Genomic DNA, 16,179 nt, shown 5'->3' with positions numbered 1-16,179 from the left:
ACCGGCGTCTGGCTGCGGCACGACGCCGAGGCCCCGGGCGGCGGACGGCGTACCCCGGCGATCGGCGGGTGAGTGATGTCCCTGTCCCGGGAGGAGGTCGTCACCCCGGTGCGGACCGCGCCGCCCCCGACCACGGCGGACACGGACGCTCTGCCGGCCCGCGACCGGCAGCGGCGTCTGCTCACCGGAATGGCCGCCACGGTGCTCTGCCGGGCCGTCGGCGTGGTCACCCCGCTCGTGCTGATTCCGGTGATGCTGACGGAGCTGGGGCCGGACCTCTACGGACTGTGGGCGGCGATCGGCGCCCTGACCGCGATGGCGGCCTTCGCCGACCTCGGCCTCGGCAACGGCCTGATGACCAGGCTCGCGCCCTGCTTCGCGACGGGGGACGTGGCGCGCGCCCGTCGTTACGTCTCCAGCGCCTACGTCCTGCTCACCGGCATCGCCGTACTGATCCTGCTGTGCCTGTGGTCGACCTCGCCGCTGGTGCCGTGGTCGGGGCTGATCGGCGCCGACGGCCGGGCCGGTGCCGAGGCCGAGCCCTTCGTGCTCGCCTGCCTCACGGCCTTCGTCGTCAACGTGCCGCTCTCCCTGGTCGTCCGAGTGCAGTTCGCGTACCAGCAGGTGGCGCAGAGCAACCTGTGGCAGGCGCTCGGCGGCCTGTCCGCCGTGCCCCTCGTGCTGCTCGCCGTGCACCTCGACCTGCCGCCGGTCGGAGTCGTGACGGCCAGCGTGGCCGGACCGGTCCTGACGAACCTGCTCACCAGCTGCTGGGTGTACGGGCGCGCCCTGCCGCACCTGCGCCCGCGGTGGCGTGCGGCCGATCGCGGCGAGGCGCGGGACCTGCTGGCTCTCGGGGGGCTGTTCTTCCTTCTGACGATCGTCATGTCGGTGGCGAACAATGCCGACACCCTGGTGATCGCGCACGTGTTGCAGCTGCGGGACGTCACCGACTTCGCCGTCTCCGCGCGACTCTTCGCCCAGGTCGGAATCCTGGTCTCGCTCGTGAACGTGCCGCTCTGGGCGGCGAACGGAGACGCCCTTGCCCGAGGCGAGATCGGCTGGGTGCGGCGGACCAGCCGCCGGATGACGATCGTCTCATCGAGCACGGCTGTCGTCCTCGGGGGTGGACTCGTGCTCGCCGGCGGCCCGTTGCTCGACGTCTGGGCCGGCATCCGCGTTGACGGGGGCGGGTTGCTGCTCGCCGGCCTCGCCTGCTGGTGGGTGCTGCTGGCCGCGATGTCGCCGTGCTTCATGGTGCAGAACGCCGCCGGCGTCATCCGCCCGCAGCTGGTGGGCTGGACTTTCTATCTGGCCGTCTCGATTCCCCTCAAGTGGTATGCGGCCGGCAGGTACGGCGCGGCCGCCGTGCCCCTCACCGGAACCCTGGTCTATCTGCTGACGGTCGTTCCGGGGGCTCTGTACGGATACCGCACGGTGCTCGAAGCCCATGCGGCGACAGCGAAGGAACCCGACTGATGGCGGACGTTTCGACCTACCCGCGCGTACTGGTGGTGGGCGCGGAGCCCTTCGGGCACGCGACCGGGACCGGGATAACCCTGTCCAACCTCTTCGGAGGCTGGCCCGCGGAGCGGCTGGCGCAGGTCCACCTGACCGCCACGGCGCCCTCGACGGACGTGTGCCGGCGCTACTACGCGCTGGATCCGCGCAGCGCGCCCGTCGACTACTGGACGCGGCGGTTGATGGCGAAAGGCACCCCTGGCGGCCCCCCTGCGCCGGACGCCGGTCCTGCCGCACGGTCGGCACGGGGGCGGATGTGGCAGCACATGCGGGCGGTCGCGGATCTGAGCCCGCTCGTCCTCCCGCGACAGCTGCTCAGCTGGGCCCGCCGGTACCGTCCGGAGGTCGTCTACTCGGTGCTGGGCAGCGTCCGGGTCATGCGATTGGCCTGCGGCATCGCCCGGCACTGTGGCGTGCCGCTGGTGCCGCACTTCATGGACGACTGGCCGACCACGCTGTACGCGGACGGCGAACTGCTCGGCCTCGGCCGGCGGGCGGCCGAGGCGAACCTCCGCGAGGTGATGCGGCTTTCCCGTTCCGGACTCTGTATCAGCACGCCCATGGCCGACGAGTACCGCCGGCGCTACCGCATCCCCTTCGCCGCCTTCATGAACTGCGTGGACGGGGCGGCCTTCGACGGGTATCGGGCAGGCGAGGGGTCGCCTGGACCGAGGTCGGCTGAGGGCTCGGTCGAGTTCGTCTACGCCGGTGGCCTGCACCTGGGGCGATGGGCCGCACTGGCGCGGATCGGGTCGGCGCTGGAGCACATCGTGTCGCCGCTTCCACCGGCCCGGCTGACCGTGTACGCGCCAGAGCGTGACCTGGAGCGCTACGCCCCGGCCTTCGCCGACCTGTCGGCGGTCCGCCTCGCGCGGTCCGTCGGCAGCACGGAGGTGGTTCCGATCCTGCGCAGCGCGGATGTCCTCGTCCACGTCGAGTCGTTCGCGCCCGATCTCGTGCGATACACGCGCCTGTCGCTGTCGACGAAGATCCCGCAGTACCTGGCTGCGGGGCGGCCCATCCTCGGGCACGGCCCGGGCGAATTGGCCTCGATGCGGCACATCGTGGCGGCGGACGCCGGGCTGGTGGTGGGCGACGAAGAAATGGAGCCGCTGGTACGGCGCATCGAGCGACTGTGCCGCGATCCCCTGCTGCGCCAGCGGCTCGGGGACAACGGCTACTCCTATGCCAAGGTGCGCCATTCACGCGAGGAAGTGGCATCGGCGTTCGCGGCGCATCTCGCGCGGGTGGCGGGCGCGGCGGGGGAGGCGCGGCGGTGAGCCGTCCACTGCGGGTGGCCCTGGTCTCGCCGTTGCCGCCGCCGCAGGGAGGCATCGCGCGCTGGACCGCGATGATCGCGGGTGCCGCGCGGGGCATCGGCACGGTTGATGTCGTCGTCGTGGACATCGCGCTTCGGGGAAGGTCGATCCATCAGACGTCGCTGGCGCGCCGGATCCTCGCGGGAGCGATCCAGCTCGCCCGGAGCGCGTGCTCGCTCGGCTGGCAGATGGCGCGACGGCGACCCGACGTCGTGCACGTCAACACCTCCGGGCACCTCGGTGTCGTTCGCGACCTGGTACTGCTCCGGATCTGCCGGGTGTTCGGGGTGCCGTTCGTCTACCACATCCGGTTCGGCAGGGTGCCGGAGATCGTCGCCGGCGGCCGACGGGAGTGGCGTCTGATGCGGCGGGTCATCGAGCGGGCGTCGGCGGTGGTGGCCCTGGACGAGGAGACCGAACTCGCCATCCGCGGTCACGCCGATCACCAGCTGCTCGTGCGCATTCCCAACTGCGTGGACCTGTCGACGCTGCCATCGGGCCCGGGGCGGGCTTCTCCGCGCAAGCGGGTGCTCTTCGCGGGATGGGTGATCCCCGCGAAAGGCGTCGAGGACCTGTTGGCCGCGTGGCAGGACATCGAGACCACGGGCTGGGAACTGGTCATCGCCGGCCCGGGCGAGAGCGGCTACGTGCAGCGGATCCGGCCATCCACGCCCGAGCCCGCCGTGACCTTCCTCGGTGAGTTGGGCGGGCCGGACCTGTTGGAACTCATGGCCGGCTGCGAGGTGTTCGTGCTGCCCAGCCACTCGGAGGGTTTCCCCAACGTGATCCTCGAGGCGATGGCGCTCGGCCGCGCGGTGGTGGCCACGGACGTGGGGGCGGTGGCGGAGATGCTGGGCGACGGCTGTGGCGTCGTGGTCCCACCGCACGAGCCGGATCGACTCGCCGTCGCCCTGGCGGCGGTGATGAGTTCCCCGGACCACCGGAGCGAACTCGGTGAACGGGCCAGGAGGAAGGCAGTCGCCGAATACGCGCTGCCCGCCGTATTCGACCGGTACGTGGCACTGTGGCGCCAGGTCTCGGGCGGGCGCGAGGACGGTCAGGCGGTTGTCCGGCCAGCCACCGGGGCGACGGCCGGCCACCACACCTGACTTCCCCGGTGCCGGCGATGCCGGCCGACCCCCGTCGACGTCGCACTGTGCCCGGTCGGCAGTACGGTCAGCAGCCCCAGGGTGAGCCAGGCACCCAGAGCGACCTCCCAGTGCCCGGTCAGCCAGATCGGAAAGAGCGTCACGACGTAGAGGCCGGCCCGTCGACGGGCGGCCGGGAAGCGCCTCGCATACGCCCCGAGTGCGAGCGCGAACACCGCCACGTATCCGAGCAGGCCCAGCAGGCCCAGGTCGTTGCCGACCGTCAACAGCAGGTTGTGAGCGCCCACTCCGAAGGGACTGATGAGCGGGTACGCTCCCGCGCCGACGCCGAGCAACAGGGAGTCCGACCAGGTCGCGGCAGCATCGGGCCAGATGAGCAGCCGACCGGACAGGTCACCTGTGGTCCGCTGCCCGAAACTGGTGTCGAACCCGAGCAGCAAATCCTGGCCCAGCCCGAGGGGTACGAGCACGAGAAGAGCCGGGACAGCGACGGCCGCGACGGCCAGTGCGGCCCCGGGCAGCACCCTGCTCACGGCCAGGTAGACGGGCACGAGGACAAGCGCGACGAGGGCACCTTTCGTGCCGTTGAGCAGCACCCCCCAGGCCAGCACCGGCAGCGGGGCGAGCATCAGGAGCCTGGTGAGGCGACGCTGGCCACCGATGGTGAGTAGCAGCGACGCCATCAGCGCACCGGTCACCAGGGTGTACGCGGTGAAGTTGAAGTTGATTCCCTCCACCCCGAAGCGGACGGTCAGGTCCAGGGCATCGGTGCGCTGCGGCAGATCGCCGGTGATCGCCTGTCTGACGACGCCCCACGCGCGGACGAGGCAGCCGGCCAGATAGCAGGCGGCGACCAGGAACACCGACGACATGCGGACGACCACATGCCGGGCCGCGATGAAGAGAAGCGCCGCGGAGGCGTAATTGAGCGTTGCGCGGGCGGACGCGCCGCTGTCCGTACTCCAGATGGTGGTGGCGCCGGCCCACAGGGCGACCAACAGGGCCATGCCGTCGGCGGCGCGCAGCCGTGGGACACGCCCGCTGAACACGATCGTGCCGACTATCAGCGCGGCGCAGAGATGGGGGTGATCCTGCGACCATGCTGCCATGAACGCGGCCACGCACAGCAGCGTGATCCCCGGCAGGTCGGTTCCTCTGCCAGGTGCGCGCACGGGCGTAGGACCGAGCGGGTCAGACAACCGTGTGCTGCGGGCCACCGCCGCTGTCGTGGCTCCGAGGGGACTGGCCACACGGCTCTCCTCTGCCCTGATGAGGGCGGCTCCACTGCCGTCCGGTGACTCGCGGGTCGCGCATCCGGTGGACCGGACGCTGGCGCACCAGTTCTATCAGGGCGATGGTGGCAATGTGGTCATTTCCGGAAGATGGCTCGATGCCTGCTCCCCGCCGTGCACGAGAACGCGCCGGAGTCACCTGCCGACAGGGACCAGACGGTGTGGTGGCGCCTCACGCGGTCGGGCGGCGACCGGCGGGCCAACGCCACCCGTCTGTCCCTGCGATGCGGCGAGCGCGATCCGTTGCCGGACCCGGTCCACCACGGACAGCGCGCACAGGGAGACGAAGGCGATCAGTGCCGGCCGGGTCTGGCCGAGCTGGTTGTTGGCGGGCACGAAGGCGACCAGCAGCGCCAGCTGGCAGAACAGCGCCATGGACAGGACGCGTCGTTGCCGGACCGCCTCCCACCAGAACTTCGCCAGGAACCATCCGACGAGGGCCATGAAGGCGATGGACCCCGGATAGGTCAGGTCCGAGGCGAGCCACGGGAAGATCGTCGACCAGTACATGCCGTCCGGCCACCCCGTTGCGGCCTCCGTGCGCGCGGTGTACCGCTCGCTGTACCTGGGGTCCAGCTCGGTGTACTGCTCGAGGTAGCTGCCGAGCGCCGGTGCCGCGCCCATGCCCCGCGTCCATTCGAAGGGCACGCTCAGGTTGTGGCTCAGCCCAAGGTAACCGTGGGTCGGATAGGAGAGGGTCACCGCCAGTCCTGCGGCGAGGTCGTCGCCCACCAGCCGAGCCACCACCGGGTTGCCCGCGACGACCACTCCCTGTCCGGAACTCCTGGCCCGGTCGATCTGGTTGAACGACATGTACCCGACGAAGGCCAACAGCATGGCTGCGCAGGCCGCCATGTGTCGCCATCGGCTCGTCCGGCCGGCAGGCCGCGACCGGCCTGGTCCCAGTGTGCGGCGGGCGAGCACCAGGAGGTAGCTGGCTCCCCACCAGATCAGCAGGTCGCCCAAGCCCTTGAGGATTCCGATCGCCATGTAGTACAGGGCGTACGTGGCGACGCTCGCGAGCACGTACAGCTGGAGCGGCCTGCCGAGGCTGGCCCAGAACCAGACCGCGAGGGGGATGAGCAGGGGATAGAGCACCGCGAGCAGGGTCAGCACCTGCACCGGTCGGGAGAACTGTCCCTCCTGCTGCAACTGGTGGAAGTACCGTTCGCCGGGGTGGGTCACGGCGTGCAGCAACTCCGTCGGGCCGGATACGCCGATCAAGCCGAGCTGAGCGATCCCCAACAGCAGGACGTAGGTGGCGCAGACGGCCACCAGGGGACGGGGAACCCGTCGAGCCGCGAGGCCGCGAAGGGGCGCCGCCCTCTTGCCGCCCTGCTGCCGTACGTAGGCGGTGTAGCCGAGGCAGAGCGCGGCGACAGCGGCGAGGACGAAGAGTGTCAAACGCACCAGGTTGGGACTCTCCGCCGCCCGTCCGATGGTGAGGAACAGGGCGAAGGTTCCCAGCAGGTATCCGGTGGCGAGCTTGAGGGGAGCCCAGACGCCGGCCGCGCGGCCCGGGGCGCGCTCGTCTGGGCGGACGCTGCCGTCGAGGGCGTACTCGCCATCAGCTGCCGGCTTTGATGGAAATTGCACCGTGAAGTTATAGCAAGTAAAAAACGCCCCTTATTGGGGTTTCCGCCAACTCGTGAGCGGGCGCGACGCCACGCGGGCTGGTCGTGCGTGCGCTGCCCGTTCGTCCCGTTTAACCGTTTCCCGCCCCTGGCCCGGCTCGTTGCGCGAGGTGTGACCGCCGCCCCGTGACCTGCGGCGCGCGGCCGTCGCGATCCCAGAACCGAGACGGGGAGCAACCAGTGACGTATTCGACCACCGGCCGCCGGGTACTCATCACCGGCGGCACGGGTTCCTTCGGCAAGACGATGGTGCGCCGGCTCCTCGACCGTGGCGTCGGCGAGGTTCGGGTGCTCAGCCGCGACGAGGCCAAGCAGGACGACATGCGCCGGCTGCTCGGCGACGACCGGGTCCGCTACCACGTCGGGGACGTGCGCGACTACGACTCGGTGCTGCGCGCCAGCCGGGGCATCGACTACGTCTTCCACGCGGCGGCCCTCAAGCAGGTGCCCTCGTGCGAGTTCTTCCCGCTGGAGGCGGTGCGGACCAACATCCTGGGCAGCGCCAACGTCGTCGAGGCGGCGGAGCGCAACGGCGTCGGCTCCGTGGTCGTGCTGAGCACCGACAAGGCCGTCCACCCCGTCAACGCGATGGGGATGAGCAAGGCCATGATGGAGAAGGTCGCCCAGGCGCACGCCCGGAACAACCCGAACAGCGCGACCACGGTCTCCTGCGTCCGGTACGGCAACGTCATGTACTCCCGCGGCTCGGTGATCCCGCTCTTCATCGAGCAGGTCAAGGCGGGCCGGGCGCCCACGGTGACGAACCCGCAGATGACCCGCTTCCTGATGTCGCTGGCCGACTCGGTGGAGCTGGTCGAGCACGCCTTCCAGCACGCCCGGCCCGGCGACATCTTCATCCGCAAGGCCGCCGCCTGCACCATCGGCGACCTGGCCGAGGCGGTCTGCGAGCTCTTCGACGTGCCCGCCAAGCTCGACATGATCGGCGTACGGCACGGCGAGAAGCAGGACGAGACGCTGGCCAGCCGGGAGGAACTCGCCCAGGCGGACGACTTCGGCGACTTCCTCCGGGTGCCGCTGGACGCCCGCGACCTCAACTACGCGCTCTACGTCTCCGAGGGCGAGCTGGACCAGGGGCCGCCGGAGGACTTCAACTCCGCCAACGCGCCGCGGCTGGGCGTACCGGAGATCGTCGAGCTGCTGAAGACGCTGCCGGAGGTCCGCGCGGAGCTGGCCCTGCGGGACCCGGTGCTGGCGTGCTGAGGCTGGCGGTCACCGGCGCCGGCGGCTTCCTCGGCTGGCACGTGCGGGTGCTGCTGCGCGTCCTCGGCTGGCCGGAGCCGGTCCTCGTCACCCGGGCCGACCTGGCCGACCCCGAGCGGGTCGCGGCGAAGCTCGACGGCGTCGACCGGGTGCTGCACCTGGCCGGGGTCAACCGGGGCGAGCCGGCCGACGTGGCCGCCGGCAACGTGCAGCTCGCCGCCCAGCTCGCGCAGGGCCTCAAGCATTGCCCGGCCCCGCCCGGCGCGGTGGTCTTCGCCAACTCGGTGCAGGCCGGCAACGGCACGCCCTACGGCGACGCGAAGGCCGCCGCCGCCGGCGTCCTGGCCGACACGGGCCTGCCCGTCGACGACGTCCTGCTGCCGAACCTGTACGGGGAGCACGGCCGGCCGTTCTACAACTCCGCGGTCGCGACGTTCTGCCGGCTGCTCGCCGAGGGCGGGCAGCCGGAGGTGCACGGCGACCGCGAGCTGAGCCTGGTGCACGTCACCGACGCGGCGGCCCGGCTCGTCGGCGTACCGGCCGGGGGCTCGTGGGACCCGGCCATGCCGGCGCTGCGGACCGGCGTACGGGCCCTCGCCGACCGGCTCGCCGACGTCGCCGCCACCTACCGCACGGGTGAGCTGCCGGCCCTGGCGGACCGGCACGACGTGCGGCTGTTCAACACCTACCGCTCGCACTGCTTCCCGGCGCACTACCCGCTGGCGCTGCCGCGCCGGGCGGACGAGCGGGGCGAGCTGGTCGAGACGGTCAAGACGCACGGGGGCGGCGGCCAGACCTTCTGCTCCACGACCCGTCCCGGCATCACCCGGGGCGAGCACTTCCACCTGGCCAAGGTGGAGCGCTTCGTGGTGCTGCGCGGTTCGGCGGAGATCAGCCTGCGCCGGGTCGGCGACACCGAGGTGGTGCGGTTCGCAGTCTCCGGCGACCAGCCGGTGCTGGTCGACATGCCCACCATGTGGGTGCACAACCTCGTCAACACCGGCGACGACGAGCTGGTCACCATGTTCTGGACGAACGAGCTGTTCGACCCGGGCCGGCCGGACACCTGGCCCGAACCGGTCGAGCCGGCCCGGTCGGAGCGCGCGGTGGTCGCCGCGTGAGGATCGGCCTGGTCAGCCAGTGGTACCCGCCCGAAGGGGTGTTCATCCCCGGCAACCTGGCGCGGCAACTGGCCGAGCGGGGCCACGAGGTGCGGGTGCTCACCACCTTTCCGAGCTACCCGCACGGCCGGACCTTCCCCGGCTGGCGGCAGCGCTGGCGGCACACCGAGACCGACGGGCCGGTCGCCGTCCGGCGGGTGCCCGCCTACCCCAGCCACGACACGTCCGCCGCCCGACGCGCGCTGAGCCACCTGTCCTTCGGGGCCAGCAGCGCGCTGGGCGGCGTCCGCTGGTTGGCGGGCGTCGACGTCACCTACGTCTACCACCCGCCGCCCACCTCGATCGCCGCGGCGGCACTGGCCCGCCTGGCCCGGCGTACGCCGATCGTGCTGCACGTCCAGGACCTGTGGCCGGAGTCGGTGCTCGGCTCGGGCATGGCGCCGGCCGGTCGGGCGGGCCGGGCGCTGGAGGGGAGCGTCGCCGCGCTGATGCGGGCGACGTACCGCCTGGCCGGCGCCGTCGTGGTGATCTCGCCGGCGATGGCCGACCTGGTCGTGGCCCGCGGCGCGGACCCGGACCGGGTCCGGGTGGTGTGGAACTGGACCGACGACGCGCTGTTCCGGCCGGTGCCCGCCACCGACGAGGCCCGCGCGGCGCTCGGCCACCGCGGGCGCTGCACCGTGATGTTCGCCGGCAACATCGGCCTGTTGCAGGGGATCGAGACCGCGATCCGGGCGGCGGCCGCCGTGCGTGACCGGATCGACCTGGTGCTGGTGGGCTCGGGCGCCGGCGAGGAGGCCGCGCGCCGGCTCGCCGCGGACCTCGGCGCCGACAACGTGCGGTTCGTCGGCCGGCGGCCCGCCGAACGGATGGCCGCGCTGTACGCGGCCGCCGACTGGCAGCTGGTCTGCCTGCGCGACCTGCCCGCGCTGCGCGGCAGCATCCCGTCGAAGCTGCAGGCCGCCCTGGCCTGCGGCGCCCCGGTGATCGCGTCCGTGGGCGGCGACGCCGCGGCCCTGGTCCGCTCGGCCGGGGTCGGCCTGGTCTCCCCGCCGGGGGACTGGCGCGCGCTCGCCGCGCGGTTCTCCGTCGCGGCGGCCGAGTCCGCGGACGTGCGGGCGGAACTGGGCCGGCGGGCCCGGCGGGTCTACCAGGAGCGCATGTCGCTGCGGGTGGGCGTGGACCAGTTCGAGGACATCATGACCAAGCTGGCAGCAGAGGGAGGACGGGCATGACCCGGATCATGACGGTGGTCGGCACCCGACCCGAGATCATCCGACTGTCCCGGGTGATCGCCCGGCTCGACGACACGGTGGAGCACCTGCTGGTGCACACCGGACAGAACTGGGACAGCACGCTCTCCGACGTCTTCTTCAAGGAGTTGCGGCTGCGCGAGCCGGACCGGTTCCTCCGGGTGGACACCTCGTCGCTCGGCCGGGTGCTGGGCGGCGTGCTGGTCGGCATGGAGGCGGCGATCGACGAGGCGCGGCCCGACGCGCTGCTCGTGCTCGGCGACACCAACAGCTGCATCGCCGCGCTGATGGCCCGGCGGATGCGGGTGCCGGTCTACCACATGGAGGCCGGCAACCGCTGCTTCGACCTCAACGTCCCGGAGGAGACCAACCGGCGGCTGGTCGACCACGTCGCCGACTTCAACCTGGTCTACACCGAGCACGCCCGGCGCAACCTGCTGGCCGAGGGGCTGCACCCGCGCCGGATCCTGCACACCGGCTCGCCCATGCGGGAGGTGCTGGAGCACTACCGGACCGACATCGCCGCGTCGGGCGTCCTGCGCCAGCTCGACCTCGCGCCCGGCCGGTACTTCGTGGTCAGCGCGCACCGCGAGGAGAACGTGGACCAGCCGGCCCGCCTGAAGCGCCTGCTCGACTGCCTCCGGGCCGTCCGCGACCGGTGGGGGCACCCGGTGCTGGTCTCCACGCACCCGCGTACGCGCAAGCGGCTGGAGGCGTTGGCGCCGGACGCGGCGGCCCTCGACGGCATCGCGTTCCACGAGCCGTTCGGCCTCTTCGACTACGTGCACCTGCAGACCAGGGCCTTCTGCACGCTCTCCGACAGCGGCACCATCAGCGAGGAGGCCGCCATCCTCGGCTTCCCCGCCGTGACGCTGCGCGAGTCGATCGAGCGACCCGAGGCGCTGGACGCGGGCGGGATCATCATGACCGGGCTCGACCCGCAGGGCGTGGTCGAGGCGGTCGAGGTCACCGTGGCCCAGGTCGCCGCCCAGGGCGTGCCGTGCCCCGTCGACTACCGGGTCCCGGACACCTCCCGCCGGGTGGTCGACTTCATCCTCTCCACCGTCCGCCGGCACCACGACTGGGCGGGCATCCGCCGCTGAATCGCTCCACGAGGGCCGGCGACCGGAAGCTCCGGTCGCCGGCCCTCACCGCGTGCGGGTCCCGGGGTCAGCGGGACAAGGGCACCTGCACCGAGCTGCGGAGGGCCGGCCCGACCGGGTGGTCGCAGAGCAGGGCGAGCTGCGCGACGACCTTCTCCGGATCGTCGTACGGGTCGAGGCCGCTGACCTCCATCGGGTCGAGGGCGGGCACCGCCACGTGCGACACCAGCGGGTGCAGCGGCCGGGTGTCGGTCTCGCCGGCGCCGAAGAGGTCCTCGTGCAGCTTCTCGCCGGGGCGCAGTCCCGTGTAGACGATCGGCACGCTGCTCTCCGCCTGCTCGGCCATCTGCCGGGCCAGGTCGGCGATGCGGACAGGCTCACCCATGTCCAGCACCAGCGCCTCCCCGTCGCGGCCGATCTCGGCGGCCTGCAACACCAGGTGCACCGCCTCCTGCACCGTCATCAGGTAGCGGGTCACCTCCGGGTGGGTGACGGTGAGCGGGTGGCCCAGCTCGATCTGCCGCTGGAACGCGGTCACCACCGAACCGCGGCTGCTCAGCACGTTGCCGAAGCGGACGCTGAGGAACGTGCCGGGGAACCGGGAGGCGGCGTGCGCGGTCAGCCGCTCGGTGATCCGCTTCGAGTAGCCGAGGACGCTGATCGGGTCGGCCGCCTTGTCGGTGGAGATGTTGACGAAGCGGGCCACGTCGCGGCACGCGTCGAGCACGGAGAGGGTGCCCCAGACGTTCGTCTGCACCGCCTCGCCGGGGTGCCGCTGGAGCAGCGTGAGGTGCTTGAGCGCGGCAGCGTGGAAGATGACGTCCGGCCGGCGCTCCCGGACGATCCGCCGGATTCTCTCGTCGTCGCGGAGGTCGGCGAGGATCAGCTCGGGGCCGTCCAGCAGGGCCCGGCCGGCCAGCGACATCTGCAGGCCGTGCAGGGCCGACTCGTCGCGGTCGAGCATCATCAGCTCGCCCGGGTCCGCCTTCATCACCTGCCGGCACAGCTCCGAGCCGATGGAGCCGCCGGCGCCGGTGACCAGGACCCGCCGGCCGCTGAGCCCGTTGGTGCTCAGCGCCATGTCGGCGACCACCTGCCGGCGGCCGAGCAGGTCGCCGATCTGCACGTCGCGGACGTCGCGGACGGTGATCCGGTGGTCGACGAGGTCCCGGACCGGAGGCAGCACCTTGAACGCCGCCCCGGTCTGCAGGGTGGCCTCGCGGATCTGCCGGATCAGCGCGGCGTCGGCGTTGGCGACGGAGAAGATCACGGTCGTCGCGCCGGTGTGCCGTACGGCCGCCGCCACGTCCTGCCGGCCGCCGAGCACGCGTACCCCGCCGATGCGCAGGTCCCGCTTGTCGGGGTCGTCGTCGAGGGCGCCCACGGGCCGGTAGCGCCCGCGCGGATCGCCGAGCATGGCCCGGAGCAGCCCCTGCCCGGCGTCGCCGAGCCCGAACAGCAGCACGGGGTTGGACGAGCGGGCGTCCGGCCGCATGGCGAGGTCGCGACGGTGCCGGTAGGTGAACCGGGCGGTCAGCATGAACAGCAGCGCCAGGGCGCCACCGACCAGCGGCGTGCTCGCCGGCACCGGTCGTACGCCGGCCGGCAGCAGCCCGACCAGCATGATCGCGGCCGTCGTGGCCGCCGTCCCGGCGACCCCCTGCACCTCCTGGAGGCTGCCCAGTGGGTGGCGGCCGGAGTAGATCCGGCGCACCGCCGCGACGGCCACGTGCACGACGGCGGCGAGGACGCCGCAGGCGGCGGCGCGCGCGAGCTGGCCGGGCGCCAGGTCGAGTTCGTAGCGGAACCAGACCGCGGCGACGAAGCCGCCGACCCAGGCGGTGCTGTCGGTGGCGAGGAATCCGATGGTGCGGCGGCGGGCCCTGGCCCGGTGCGTCCCCTGCCCGCCTCGGGTGATCTCTGTTTCCGGCGGCATCTGTGCTCCTGTCCGTCTCCGGCCGCTTCCGCCGCAGGGCGGAAGGAGCTTTGGGCTCCTTTAGTTGATACATGCCAGGACGTGCTCTTTGGAGCCTTTCAGGTTTGATGACCGATTTTCGTCAGTGGCGCCGAGGGTGGGTCGGGTCAACGGGCCGGCACGCCCTTGACGACGACGCCGTCCGGCACGTCGCGGACGACACAGGCGCCCGCCCCGACGGTGCTGTCCCGGCCCACCCGCAGGCCCTGCAACACGGCCGCCGTCGTTCCGACCAGCACCCCCTCCGCCAGTTGGCAGTCGCCGGAGACGGCGGCCAGGGGGTTGACCGACACGAAGTCGGCGAGGGTGCAGTCGTGCCCGACCGTGGCGTTCTGGTTGAGGTGCACGTGCCGGCCGAGCGTGACGTTGGTGGTGACGCGGGCCCCGGCGAAGGCGACGAAGCCCGGGCCGTGCACCGCGTCCGGCCCGATCGTCGCCGCCGGATGCACGAGGCTCGCCGCCGGCGTGCCGTACGCGTCGACCCGGGCGGCGACCGCCCGCCGCACGCGCGGGTCGCCGATGCCGATGACGTGGTGCGCGTCCGGGGGCGCGTCACGCAGCCAGGCGACGCCGCCGAGATAGGGCACGTCGAGCCGCTGCACCCGCTTCAGGTTCTCCTCGGAGGGGCGGTCGTCGACGAACCCGAGCAGCCGCCAGCGCGGCCGTCCGGCGGCGGCGTCCATCGCCCGGGCGATCGTGAGGACCTCCCGGCCGTGCCCGCCGCAGCCGACGACCACCAGGGGGACCGTCACGCCGTCGACGCTCCGGTCCGGGCCGCGAGGAACTCGTCGACGGCGGTGAGGACGAGGCCGACCTGCCGCTCGTTCAGGGCGCTGCCGCTGGGCAGGGCCAGCCCGTCGGCGAAGAGCCGCTCGGCCACCCCGGTGACGAGGCGCTCGGCGTCGGCGTACGCCGGTTGCAGGTGCATCGGCTTCCAGACCGGGCGGGTCTCGATGTCCCGCGCGGCCAGGTGGGCGGCCAGGTCGGCGGCCCGCCAGCCGGACCGCTCCGGGTCGACCGCGATGGTGGTCAGCCAGCAGTTGGAGCCGGGGTCCTCCACGCCGAGCAGCCGCACGCCCGGGACCGGGGCGAAGAGCTTCGCGTACTGGTCGCGCAGGTGCCGGCGCCGGGCGATCATCCCGTCCAGCCGGACGAGCTGGGCACGGCCCAGCGCGGCGAGCAGGTTGCTCAGCCGGTAGTTGTAGCCCGTCTCGCGGTGCTCGTAGTGCGGCGTTGGCTCGCGGGCCTGGGTCGACAGGAACCGGGCCCGGGCGAGCAGGGCCGCGTCGTCGGAGACGAGCATCCCGCCGCCCGAGGTGGTGATGATCTTGTTGCCGTTGAAGGAGAGGATGCCCACCTGCCCGAAGGAGCCGGCCGGCCGGCCGTGGTGGGTCGCGCCGAGGGCCTCCGCGGCGTCCTCGACGACCGGCACGCCCGCCGCCGCGCAGACCGGGGCCAGCGCCGTGTGGTCGGCGCAGCTGCCGAAGAGGTCGACGGGGACGACCGCGCCGACGCGGTGCCCCCGCAGGGTGAGCGTCCGGATCAGCTCGTCCACGAGGGCCACGTCGAGGTTCCCGGAATGCGGGTCGCAGTCGACGAAGACCGGCCGGGCGCCCGCGTAGCGGACCGCGTTCGCGGTCGCCACGAACGTCAGCGTCGGCACGATGACGGCGTCCCTCGGCCCGACTCCCACCCCGAGCAGGGCCAGGTGCAGCGCGGCCGTACCGGAACTCACCGCGACGGCCCCGCGGGTGCCCACTCGCGTGGCGACCTCGCGCTCGAACGCGTCGAGGTCCGGCCCGACGGGCGCGACCCAACCGGACCGCAGGGCCGCGACGACGTACGACTCCTCCAGCGGCCCGACGTCGGGCGGGGACAGGTGGATGGTCCCGCTCATCGGCCACCTCCGGCGGGCACGGCCAGGGGAGCCTCCGGTGCCGGGGCGGGCGGGACGAGCGAGGGCGTGCCGAGGAACTCGGGCGCGGTGGCCGAGCCCGCCGCGGAGATCCCCTCGCGGTGCAGCACGGTGCGGACGGTCGCGGCGAGGATCGACAGGTCCAGCCACAGGCTGCGGTGGTCGACGTACCAGACGTCCAGCTCCAGCTTCTCCTCCCAGCCCAGGCTGTTGCGCCCACGCACCTGGGCCAGCCCGGTGACGCCCGGCCTGACCTCGTGCCGGCGGGCCTGGGCGGGGGAGTAGCGCGGCAGGTACTCGGTCAGCAGGGGGCGGGGGCCGACCAGGCTCATGTCGCCGCGCAGCACGTTCCACAGCGTCGGCAACTCGTCCAGGCTGGTGGAACGCAGGAACCGCCCCAGGGGCGTCAGCCGGTCCCCGTCGGACACCCGGCCCCGCCGCGGATCCGGCGGGAGCATGGTGCGGAACTTGACCAGCTCGAACACCTCGCCGTGCCGTCCCGCGCGCGGCTGCCGGAACAGCACCGGCCGGCCGAGTCCCGCCGCCACCAGCACCGCCACGACGAGGATCAGTGGCGCGGCCAGTACGAGCAGCAGCACGGCCGCCAGCACGTCGATCGCCCGCTTGAGGGTCTCCGGTCGGGGCCGCTGCGTGAGGTTTCCCGGCGTGTTCACGGAACCAGGCAAGGTCTCGACCTCCAGGCAGAGTCAGGCGTC

Annotated in this window: 13 protein-coding genes; 7 read left to right on the top strand and 6 right to left on the bottom strand. The window is 72.6% G+C overall.

The features are described 5' to 3' along the window. Positions 1–75 precede the first annotated feature (75 nt). Genes AB0G08_RS14500 through AB0G08_RS14490 form a run of 3 tightly spaced genes read left to right on the top strand, consistent with a single transcriptional unit; the run spans position 76 to position 3,949 of the window. Complete coding sequence (locus AB0G08_RS14500) at positions 76–1,479, top strand: oligosaccharide flippase family protein (RefSeq protein WP_358087298.1); 1,404 nt, start codon at positions 76–78, stop codon at positions 1,477–1,479. Next, positions 1,479–2,801, top strand: a complete 1,323-nt coding sequence (locus AB0G08_RS14495) for a glycosyl transferase family 1 (RefSeq protein WP_358087297.1) — start codon at positions 1,479–1,481, stop codon at positions 2,799–2,801. The genes AB0G08_RS14500 and AB0G08_RS14495 overlap by 1 nt, the downstream gene beginning before the upstream one ends. A 14-nt stretch (positions 2,802–2,815) precedes the next feature. Further along, entirely contained in the window at positions 2,816–3,949 is a 1,134-nt protein-coding gene (locus AB0G08_RS14490) for a glycosyltransferase family 4 protein (protein WP_358087294.1), read from the top strand. Here AB0G08_RS14490 and AB0G08_RS14485 read toward each other — a convergent pair. After that, on the bottom strand, positions 3,898–5,070 hold the full coding sequence (locus AB0G08_RS14485) for an O-antigen ligase family protein (protein WP_358087292.1): 1,173 nt from the start codon (positions 5,068–5,070) through the stop codon (positions 3,898–3,900). The two genes, AB0G08_RS14490 and AB0G08_RS14485, sit on opposite strands and share 52 nt — an antisense overlap. Positions 5,071–5,376: 306 nt before the next feature. Further along, positions 5,377–6,837 carry a hypothetical protein gene (locus AB0G08_RS14480; RefSeq protein WP_358087290.1) on the bottom strand — a complete coding sequence of 487 codons (1,461 nt, stop codon included), beginning with the start codon at positions 6,835–6,837 and terminating at the stop codon, positions 5,377–5,379. A 218-nt stretch (positions 6,838–7,055) separates the two neighbouring features. Between AB0G08_RS14480 and AB0G08_RS14475 the strand changes: the two genes are divergently transcribed. The 4 genes from AB0G08_RS14475 to wecB are packed head-to-tail and all read left to right on the top strand — an operon-like array spanning position 7,056 to position 11,573. Continuing rightward, positions 7,056–8,096, top strand: a complete 1,041-nt coding sequence (locus tag AB0G08_RS14475) for a polysaccharide biosynthesis protein (RefSeq protein WP_358087288.1) — start codon at positions 7,056–7,058, stop codon at positions 8,094–8,096. Next, positions 8,090–9,217, top strand: a complete 1,128-nt coding sequence (locus AB0G08_RS14470; RefSeq protein WP_358087286.1) for an NAD-dependent epimerase/dehydratase family protein — start codon at positions 8,090–8,092, stop codon at positions 9,215–9,217. Before AB0G08_RS14475 ends, AB0G08_RS14470 begins: the two co-directional genes overlap by 7 nt. Beyond that, positions 9,214–10,452 (top strand): glycosyltransferase family 4 protein, encoded by a 1,239-nt coding sequence (locus AB0G08_RS14465; RefSeq protein ID WP_358087284.1) that lies wholly within the window; start codon positions 9,214–9,216, stop codon positions 10,450–10,452. The genes AB0G08_RS14470 and AB0G08_RS14465 overlap by 4 nt, the downstream gene beginning before the upstream one ends. Beyond that, on the top strand, positions 10,449–11,573 hold the full coding sequence (gene wecB / locus AB0G08_RS14460) for a UDP-N-acetylglucosamine 2-epimerase (non-hydrolyzing) (protein WP_358087282.1): 1,125 nt from the start codon (positions 10,449–10,451) through the stop codon (positions 11,571–11,573). Before AB0G08_RS14465 ends, wecB begins: the two co-directional genes overlap by 4 nt. Positions 11,574–11,640: 67 nt before the next feature. Here wecB and AB0G08_RS14455 read toward each other — a convergent pair whose 3' ends face one another. The 4 genes from AB0G08_RS14455 to AB0G08_RS14440 form a co-directional block, all read right to left on the bottom strand. Next, on the bottom strand, positions 11,641–13,509 hold the full coding sequence (locus AB0G08_RS14455) for a polysaccharide biosynthesis protein (RefSeq protein WP_358087280.1): 1,869 nt from the start codon (positions 13,507–13,509) through the stop codon (positions 11,641–11,643). Positions 13,510–13,655: 146 nt separating this feature from the next. After that, positions 13,656–14,300 carry an acetyltransferase gene (locus tag AB0G08_RS14450; RefSeq protein WP_358087278.1) on the bottom strand — a complete coding sequence of 215 codons (645 nt, stop codon included), beginning with the start codon at positions 14,298–14,300 and terminating at the stop codon, positions 13,656–13,658. Beyond that, positions 14,297–15,445, bottom strand: coding sequence for an aminotransferase class I/II-fold pyridoxal phosphate-dependent enzyme (locus AB0G08_RS14445; protein ID WP_358087276.1), 1,149 nt, complete (start codon positions 15,443–15,445; stop codon positions 14,297–14,299). The genes AB0G08_RS14450 and AB0G08_RS14445 overlap by 4 nt, the downstream gene beginning before the upstream one ends. Further along, complete coding sequence (locus tag AB0G08_RS14440) at positions 15,442–16,137, bottom strand: sugar transferase (RefSeq protein ID WP_358087274.1); 696 nt, start codon at positions 16,135–16,137, stop codon at positions 15,442–15,444. Before AB0G08_RS14440 ends, AB0G08_RS14445 begins: the two co-directional genes overlap by 4 nt. Positions 16,138–16,179: the final 42 nt, after the last annotated feature.

The sequence above is a fragment of the Micromonospora sp. NPDC023644 genome (assembly GCF_040640115.1).
Taxonomy (GTDB): domain Bacteria; phylum Actinomycetota; class Actinomycetes; order Mycobacteriales; family Micromonosporaceae; genus Micromonospora.
The sequence above is the reverse complement of the archived record's forward strand: the minus strand, read 5'-3'. Positions and strand labels throughout refer to the sequence as shown.

What these genes read in the sequence shown, in the direction of transcription:
- AB0G08_RS14500 (WP_358087298.1), top strand. Translation starts at nt 76, where the DNA reads ATGTCCCTGTCCCGGGAGGAGGTCGTCACCCCGGTGCGGACCGCGCCG.
- AB0G08_RS14495 (WP_358087297.1), top strand. Translation starts at nt 1,479, where the DNA reads ATGGCGGACGTTTCGACCTACCCGCGCGTACTGGTGGTGGGCGCGGAG.
- wecB (WP_358087282.1), top strand. Translation starts at nt 10,449, where the DNA reads ATGACCCGGATCATGACGGTGGTCGGCACCCGACCCGAGATCATCCGA.
- AB0G08_RS14455 (WP_358087280.1), bottom strand. Translation starts at nt 13,509, where the DNA reads ATGCCGCCGGAAACAGAGATCACCCGAGGCGGGCAGGGGACGCACCGG.
- AB0G08_RS14445 (WP_358087276.1), bottom strand. Translation starts at nt 15,445, where the DNA reads ATGAGCGGGACCATCCACCTGTCCCCGCCCGACGTCGGGCCGCTGGAG.